Below are 7525 nucleotides of genomic sequence, written 5' to 3' on the forward strand. Positions count from 1 at the left end.
GGGGTCTTATTTTTACTCACTCTATTGCTAATATCGTCAAAATATGTTAATATGCAGCCAAATTTTAAATTTGGTTTAAACCATGACTAGCTCAAGACAACTAAAAGCATCTGAAAACATTAGAAAAATACTAGCTGACGTATTTGTGTCGGGTACTTTTATATCTCCTGAGTTATTTGAAGTTTCTGTATCTATTACTGATGTTAAGGTAAGTCCTGATCTTCAAAACGCAAGTGTTTATGTTTATCCTCTAACTCAGGCTATTTCAGCTGAAGAGCTTGTAAACAGGCTTACAGCATCTTCTCAAAAGATAAAGCGTCTTCTTGCTCAAAAGCTTTATGCTAAAAGAGTGCCTAATTTAATTTTTAAGTATGAGAAAGTTACTCAGAATGCCGATAAAATTTTAGATCTTATTGCAAGCTTGTCTGCGGAGAATAAGTAGTTTTATTTCCTAATAAGAATTCTCTATAATTTTCTTTATCTTTTTGAACCAATTTAACATTAATTAGGTCTTGATACGAAAGGTGTCTGCCAATTTCAGCTACTAAATCCTTGGGTAAAACATTATGTATATTGATAATATAATGAAGCCTAAACGTTATAAATCTAGTGATGTTAATATTGTTTAGTTTAAACTCTAGGGCATTTTTAACCTGTTTTAAGCTAAAATTATCAAATAATTCAGAAGGTAATATACGAAATTCATGGAATAACTTTAAGTTTGCTGGTTTTTGACTTAGAAGTTTGATATAGCGTTTTTTATAATAAATCTCATTTGAAAATAATTTACTCCATTCTGCTAAAGGTAGTAATTTTGGATTTTTAAAAAACTCCCTCATTAAATCATTAAATAAATTTGAGTATTTAACGGTAATATAAAGGGCTTTTTTAAATTCTACATGAAGATTATTTATTTTTTGTGTGGCAATAAAAAAATCGCCAGAAATTTCCAGATGTAATTGTTTACAGTACCTAGCCAAATCCCAAACATTTCTATGTACAATTTTATGTACTGCTTTATCGAAATTACGAAGTAGTTTATCATCAAGTTTATTTATTTCGGGTTCTAAATTTTCTCTTATGTGCTGAATAAGGTTATTTAATATTATTAAACCTTTTATAGTAAGTATTATGGTGCTAATTAATCTTGCATTATCAAGTCTTAATCCAAAAGATTTTGCTACAGACTCTGCTATGATTAAAAAGTAGGTTGATTCTAAAAAAGTAAAAAAGCCATAAGTAGTTCCCGATGTAAAAAGTAATGCTAATAAAAAATATATCATACACCTTTGCTATTGATATCTATAAATGATTTGCTAAATCTTTCTCTGTATACTGATTCATCAGCGTTATGTTTAACTTTTTTAGAAGTTTGAATAAGATTTGGTATATTCGAAAAAGGAATATTTTCATTAATTTGAAAAATTATTTCATTCGGCAAGTTACTAAAATGCTTGCTTAGCCTCAAAGTTGTAAGTAAGCAGCTAAGTTTATATGTGGTTTTGTCCATAATAAACTCAGCCTGCCATGAAGGGTTTTTAATAAGCTCGTTTAGCTGATGGATAGAAAGCTTTTTAAATAGCCTTAAAGGAGAAATGTTATATTTTGCCATGTGAAGAAAAAAATCTAAGTTTCTGAAAAATAAATTAGTGTATCCTTGCTTTAAATATTTAACTGAAAAAATCTTCATAAAAGCTTTTGCAGAAAAGGGTATGGTATTTATATCAATTGTATTTAATTTGCTTAAAATATTCAGGTAATTCTTTTGTAGCTCGGCAGGCTGTTTATAAGATAATATTGTAAAAGCATTCACAAGGCTTAAATCTGACAGAGTTTTGTTGCTGAAACATTTTTGTAAAACAGGAAATTTACTTAAGAAATGTACTTTAAATTCAAGGTTTTGGCTGTATAAATTAGATGTCAACGGATGTCGGTATAAAGAAAATTTGACTTTAGCTGCCTTTTCAAATGCTTTGCCTTTAGTAACAAGTTTTTTGAAGTTTTCATGGAGATTGATACTGGGTACGATAATTGCCAGATTAATAATAACTCCAAGTATTACCTTAATTAATAATAGAATAATGATTATCATTGATGTCCTTGAGAGCCAAAATAAATTATAGTTTCCTGCTTATCTTCCTCATTCCTAAATGACTTTATTGCATTTAAACCTTTTTTGCAAATGAGTGGTGATCTATCGATAATAGTTTTAAGTTCTATAAACGAAGAAATATGCTGTAAAGTTTCTATAGGAAGTTCAGGTGTGCCTGCATTAGTTAGTAATTTATCTAGGATATGAGCTTTCCAAGCCTTGACACCATAAATATAAATATCATTAATTTCCTGATCATTAAGCTGTTTAAACATGCTTTTTATAGTTATTCCATTATCTATAAGACTTTTGCAGGTTTTCATGAAGCTGGATAAATTGGTTGTATCTTTAAAACGAGGATTTTTAATAACAAATTCCCAATCGCTTATTGGTAAGCCCGTTTCTAAAATAAATAACTCAATTAAAGCTATTCTGGGGACTAAGTCCATAATCTTACTTGGGTTTTGTTTATAAAGTTTTATCAGATCACTATTGCTTATATTAAAAATTTTTTGAAACTTTATAAGACATGGTAGCTTATTTAAAACCAAGAACTGAAAATCGTTGTTAACGTAAAATATGCCAATAATTCTAGGATTAGATATCAGAAAAGCGCGATATTTTGTGTTGAACATAGATGTCTTGAACAAATAATAAAATTTCAAAATACCACTGTAAATGTTTTCTAATATTCGCATAATAACAACTTATAAAGGTTATATAAATATATAGTAACAGCTAGAAATATATTTATACAAGAAAATTATTTTAATAGTTTTTATTATAAATAAGTTTTAAACAATGAATATTATGTTGCTCTGTTAATAAATTTGTATGTAGACTAAAAATATAATAGTTCTCTTTAGTATAAATTTTAATAGAGGCGAGTCTATGAAATCTGAACGTTCTGATTCTTCATCGAAAAATTATTTGATATCTAGAAATTCTGCTGAAAAAGATAAAACTATTTTTTATCAGCAATATAAAAAAAGGACTCGTTTTATATTGCAGCCATGGGAGGAGCTTTATTATCTATTAAGAGATGATGAAAACGCAGAGGCAACTCAAACAGCGCCAAGTGATATAATTTTTACCACTGATGATATCGATAAAATAGTTCTAAATTATAAAGATTTATTACTGCAACGAAGATTTGATCAAACATTTTTACAATGGCTTGTATCTACGCACCAATTTGATGCAGCATCAAGGCTTGTTGAATTATGCAGTGACAAAAATATTTTTCATGATGCGAAAGATAAAAAATCAATTTTTTACGAAGCAGCAGAAGAATATTATCTTTTAAGACCTTCAGAAAAGCAAAGAGAATGTGTTAGCTTCATCAAAAAGCTATTAAGCTGGGAAAAGCTGCCGATAATAACTAAAGATGAAGCAGATTTAAGTGTAATTGATTATATAATATTCAGTAGTAACTTTAAACATGTGTTCGACCTATTTGAAGAGCTTTTAAAGTGGGAAGAGATGAGTGATTATAATAAATTAATTATAATCATGAGAGCATTTAATATAGAGAAAACTAAAAAATCCCCGTTTACGGCAGATTACTTAATCGGTGCATTAGTGAAATATGTTAAATGCTCTAACATATGTAATGCAAATGTGCCGAGTAATTTTTCTCCGCATATCTTCATTAATCTACAATCTATACCACATATAAAAGCATTTATGGATAGGTTTACTTTAAAAGAAGAGGGGCTTACCAATTTGGATTATACCAGAAATAACGCCATGGAATGGTTCTGGTTTGTTGTAAATCAAAGTGGTAAAAAATGTATAGAAAAAATGAAAACCGTATTGCAGGATGAACATGAGTATCTAGCAATTATAGGAATGCTAGAGCAATATAGTATACATTTGCAGGTAATGTCGGGTAATAAGAATTTTTCGGTAGATGAAGCACTGAAATATGTAAATCTTGGTGCTAATTTACATTTTGTAGATTTTGGAGAAAATCCAACGTTTATAAATAATTTATTTGATTATAAAACTTGTGATGAAATTAAAAAGTTTGAGTCTTTTGCCGTTGCATGGAATTCATTTGATAAAAATAAAGGTGAGTATCCAGTTCATAAGGCATTCTACAATAAAGACATTAATTTATTTGACTTTCTTCTATCCAAAGGAGCTGATTTAAATGTCACTACTGAAGAAGGCGAAAATTTGGTACATATTGCGATAGATAGCGACTTTATGGAAGGTTTAATTCGCCTTAAAGAAATTGGTGCATTATCCATGAATCCTGATCGTTATTATGATGCGCCACTGCATCTGGCATGTGAGAATGGCGATATAAAATTTGTTAAGTTTTTACTTGAAAATGGTGCAGATGTTAATGCTCAAAACAGCATAGGAAATACTCCCCTTATGTCATGTGTGGGATCAAAAAATTTCTCAGAAGAAATATTCTCACTCTTAATGCTGCAGAATAATATTGATATATTTAAATCAAATAACGGAGATGAGAATATTATTCATAAGCTTGTGCATCATAAAAAGACAGATATGATTAAATATTTTAAAGACACTACGGCTTTAAAGAAAGTCATATATAATATGAACAGACAAAATCAAACTCCGTTTCATTTGGCAATTTATCTGGGAGATATGCAAAGTTTTGAAAGTTTAATTAACTATACAATACATTTTTTAAATTTTAAAAAAATTGAGCAGCATAGATATTTGTTAGATGTTGCTTATAACCGTGGGTATTCTCAAATATTAATGGGTCTTGTAAATATGGGTTTTAGATCTGAAAACGGAAGAAACGCCTTGCAGTTATGCTCTGTAGGAACGCAAAATAAGTTATTTGATTTTACGTTATTTAGCTGGGTATTTAATAAGCATAATATAAATGAAACTGATAAAAATGGTTATTCGGTATTATTCTATAGCTTGCAGCATATTCTAAATACTCGAGAGAAATTTACTAAGTTTCATAATGAGGCTAATAGCAGGTTTATCAGGCTTTTAAAGGCAGGTGCAAACCCAAACACCATTTCTAATGATGGCAGCACAATTTTTCATTATATTGCTATAAACTTTCCTGATAATGTTGCTTGTTACTTGGTTAAAATGATTATTTTGCATTCAAATAAAAATCTTTTTGAAATTTATAGTGAAGATACAAATAATAAAAATTGTCTGGATTATGCTGCCATGACAGGTAAACACGAGTTATTTGAAATATTAAAGCATATTAATGATCTGGCTTTTATTATAAATTATAAATCTTCAGTAGAACTGGAAAGTTTTTTGAGCAATATTCCAGAAAATGAAAGAGGTTTTGTAGTAAATAAAAAGTCAGGTGTGTTAGAGTTTTCACCGCTTATTTCTTTAATTCAGCATAGTTGTAAATATTATGCTGAGAACTATCAAATTAAGGATTGTACTAAGGAAAGGGACGAGTTGTTTAAGAAAATTGATATATTGATAAAATATGGAGCTAATATAAATCAGCAAGATGTTGATGGAAATACAGCTCTTACTTATGCTGCCTTATATTCCGATGAATTAGTTATAAGGGAGTTATTGCAGTATCAGGCTGATGTTACAATACCAAATACAGCAGGGCGTATACCATTGCATCTGATTGGATATTATCGAAAAGATTTAGAGCAGCAGTTTGATAGAAATATAGTATTAATACTAAAAGGTGCAGAGAGGTTAAGCTTTAGGGAAGATATAAATGACAATAAAAAGAGCAGCTTTCAGTATTTTGTACCATAATTATAACTGCTAATAATAAAATGAGGCTTGAAAAATCGTTATTTATACTATAAAAAGACGAGTATCTAGTATAAAAAAAGGAGCAAGCCTCATGAAAATTTCCCAAAAGGTTAGAAAAATATTAAGTTATTACGAAAGTGATAACCCTGGAACTAAAGCAAACTTATGCCGTATTCTTATGACAGGTAAGCTTGCAGGTACTGGCAAAATGGTAATTTTACCAGTAGATCAGGGCTTTGAGCATGGACCTGCGCGTAGTTTCGCAGCAAATCCAGATGCTTATGATCCACACTACCACTTCAAACTTGCAATTGATGCTGGTCTTAACGCTTATGCAGCGCCACTTGGCATGATTGAAGCTGGGGCAGACACTTTTGCTGGTCAAATTCCTACAATTTTAAAGGTGAATAGTTCAAATACACTTCTTAGAAAAGATATGGTTCCTGATCAGGCAATTACTGGTACTCCAAGAGACGCAGTAAGACTTGGCTGTTCTGCTATCGGTTTTACAATTTATCCAGGGTCTGATGCATCGTTAGATATGATTTCAACAATCAGAGAAATGGCTGAAGAAGCAAAATCATATGGTCTTGCGGTTGTAATCTGGTCATACCCAAGGGGTGGTGAGCTTTCAAAAGAAGCAGAAACAGCGGTAGACGTATGTGCATATGCAGCTCATATTGCGGCACTTTGCGGCGCGCACATTATTAAGGTAAAACCACCGATGGGAGTTGTATCTCAAAGTGAGGCTAAAAAGGTATACGAGAAAGAAGGTATTAAAGTTGATACCATGAAAGACAGAATCGCTCACGTTGTTCAGTCGTGCTTTAACGGCAGAAGACTTGTAGTATTCTCTGGTGGTGCTAGCAGATCACTGGACGACGTTTATGAAGAAACAAGAGCTATCCGTGATGGTGGTGGTAATGGTTCTATTATTGGTCGTAACAGCTTCCAAAGACCACGCGAAGAGGCTTTACAGCTACTTGGTGATATCATTCGTATTTATCAGGGCAGGGAGTAAGCTTTGGAAATCTGCCTAATGCTAGAAAACAACAATCAGGATGGGGCTTTCCATCCTGATGTATCGCTGATTATATCCAGGGATGATATTGACCTTCCAACTGAAGCAGTAATTATTGGTTACGATAACTACGATATGCCAATGGGCGTATTTATCACAAAATATAACGAGAAAGATATTGAAAAGACTATAAAATCCCTCCGTAATAATCATGGGGATGAGTTTATTATTGGCGTTCACACACATAATTCCTATGATAATGCTATGATCATAGGTGAGGCAGGTGCTGATTTTGTTGCTTTTGACTACGATGGCAGCGAAGAGTCGTTAGAACTCATTGAGACCTGGGACAGATATACAGTTGTACCGTTTACTGTTATGGGTGATGTCGATAGTCTTTTAAAACAAGGCTTTGAGTCTATTATGATAACCTCAGAAGATATGGATAAAATACCAGAGTAAAGATAGTTGTCTCTGGGTCATTGCGAAATGCATAAAATGCTATTCAGGTAATCCATCACAGTAATTCATTTTTCCTGGATTGCTTCGAGGTTAAAAACTCTCGCAATTGTATAGGTTCGGAGTATCGGTGACGGAATATTGGAGGAAAAGGGTTGACAATAAGTCTGAAAGGGCTGTTTAAGCGCCTTCTTTTTTCCTTTGTT

Annotated in this window: 7 protein-coding genes; 4 read left to right on the forward strand and 3 right to left on the reverse strand. The window is 31.5% G+C overall.

Annotation, left to right across the window (positions count from 1 at the left end):
• The first annotated feature begins 82 nt into the window (after positions 1 to 82).
• Complete coding sequence (locus BGO27_06105) at positions 83 to 442, forward strand: ribosome-binding factor A (GenBank protein OJV17134.1); 360 nt, start codon at positions 83 to 85, stop codon at positions 440 to 442.
• On the opposite strand, the gene BGO27_06110 is transcribed toward BGO27_06105, so the two are convergent.
• Genes BGO27_06110 through BGO27_06120 form a run of 3 tightly spaced genes read right to left on the reverse strand, consistent with a single transcriptional unit; the run spans position 411 to position 2727 of the window.
• Complete coding sequence (locus tag BGO27_06110; protein OJV17135.1) at positions 411 to 1283, reverse strand: hypothetical protein; 873 nt, start codon at positions 1281 to 1283, stop codon at positions 411 to 413. The genes BGO27_06105 and BGO27_06110 overlap by 32 nt on opposite strands.
• Complete coding sequence (locus BGO27_06115) at positions 1280 to 2092, reverse strand: hypothetical protein (protein ID OJV17136.1); 813 nt, start codon at positions 2090 to 2092, stop codon at positions 1280 to 1282. The genes BGO27_06110 and BGO27_06115 overlap by 4 nt, the downstream gene beginning before the upstream one ends.
• Complete coding sequence (locus BGO27_06120) at positions 2089 to 2727, reverse strand: hypothetical protein (protein ID OJV17137.1); 639 nt, start codon at positions 2725 to 2727, stop codon at positions 2089 to 2091. Before BGO27_06120 ends, BGO27_06115 begins: the two co-directional genes overlap by 4 nt.
• A gap of 256 nt (positions 2728 to 2983) precedes the next feature.
• Here BGO27_06120 and BGO27_06125 point away from each other — a divergent pair, with 256 nt between their 5' ends.
• From BGO27_06125 to BGO27_06135, 3 genes are all read left to right on the forward strand, one after another.
• The gene (locus BGO27_06125) at positions 2984 to 5839 is read left to right on the forward strand and encodes a hypothetical protein (protein OJV17138.1); all 2856 of its coding nucleotides are present in this window, start codon (positions 2984 to 2986) and stop codon (positions 5837 to 5839) included.
• A 91-nt stretch (positions 5840 to 5930) separates the two neighbouring features.
• Positions 5931 to 6860 (forward strand): fructose-bisphosphate aldolase, encoded by a 930-nt coding sequence (locus BGO27_06130; GenBank protein OJV17139.1) that lies wholly within the window; start codon positions 5931 to 5933, stop codon positions 6858 to 6860.
• 18 nt (positions 6861 to 6878) lie between these two features.
• On the forward strand, positions 6879 to 7322 hold the full coding sequence (locus BGO27_06135; protein OJV17140.1) for a hypothetical protein: 444 nt from the start codon (positions 6879 to 6881) through the stop codon (positions 7320 to 7322).
• The last annotated feature ends 203 nt before the right edge of the window (positions 7323 to 7525 follow it).

The sequence above is a fragment of the Alphaproteobacteria bacterium 33-17 genome (assembly GCA_001897445.1).
Classification (GTDB): Bacteria; Pseudomonadota; Alphaproteobacteria; order Rickettsiales; family 33-17; genus 33-17.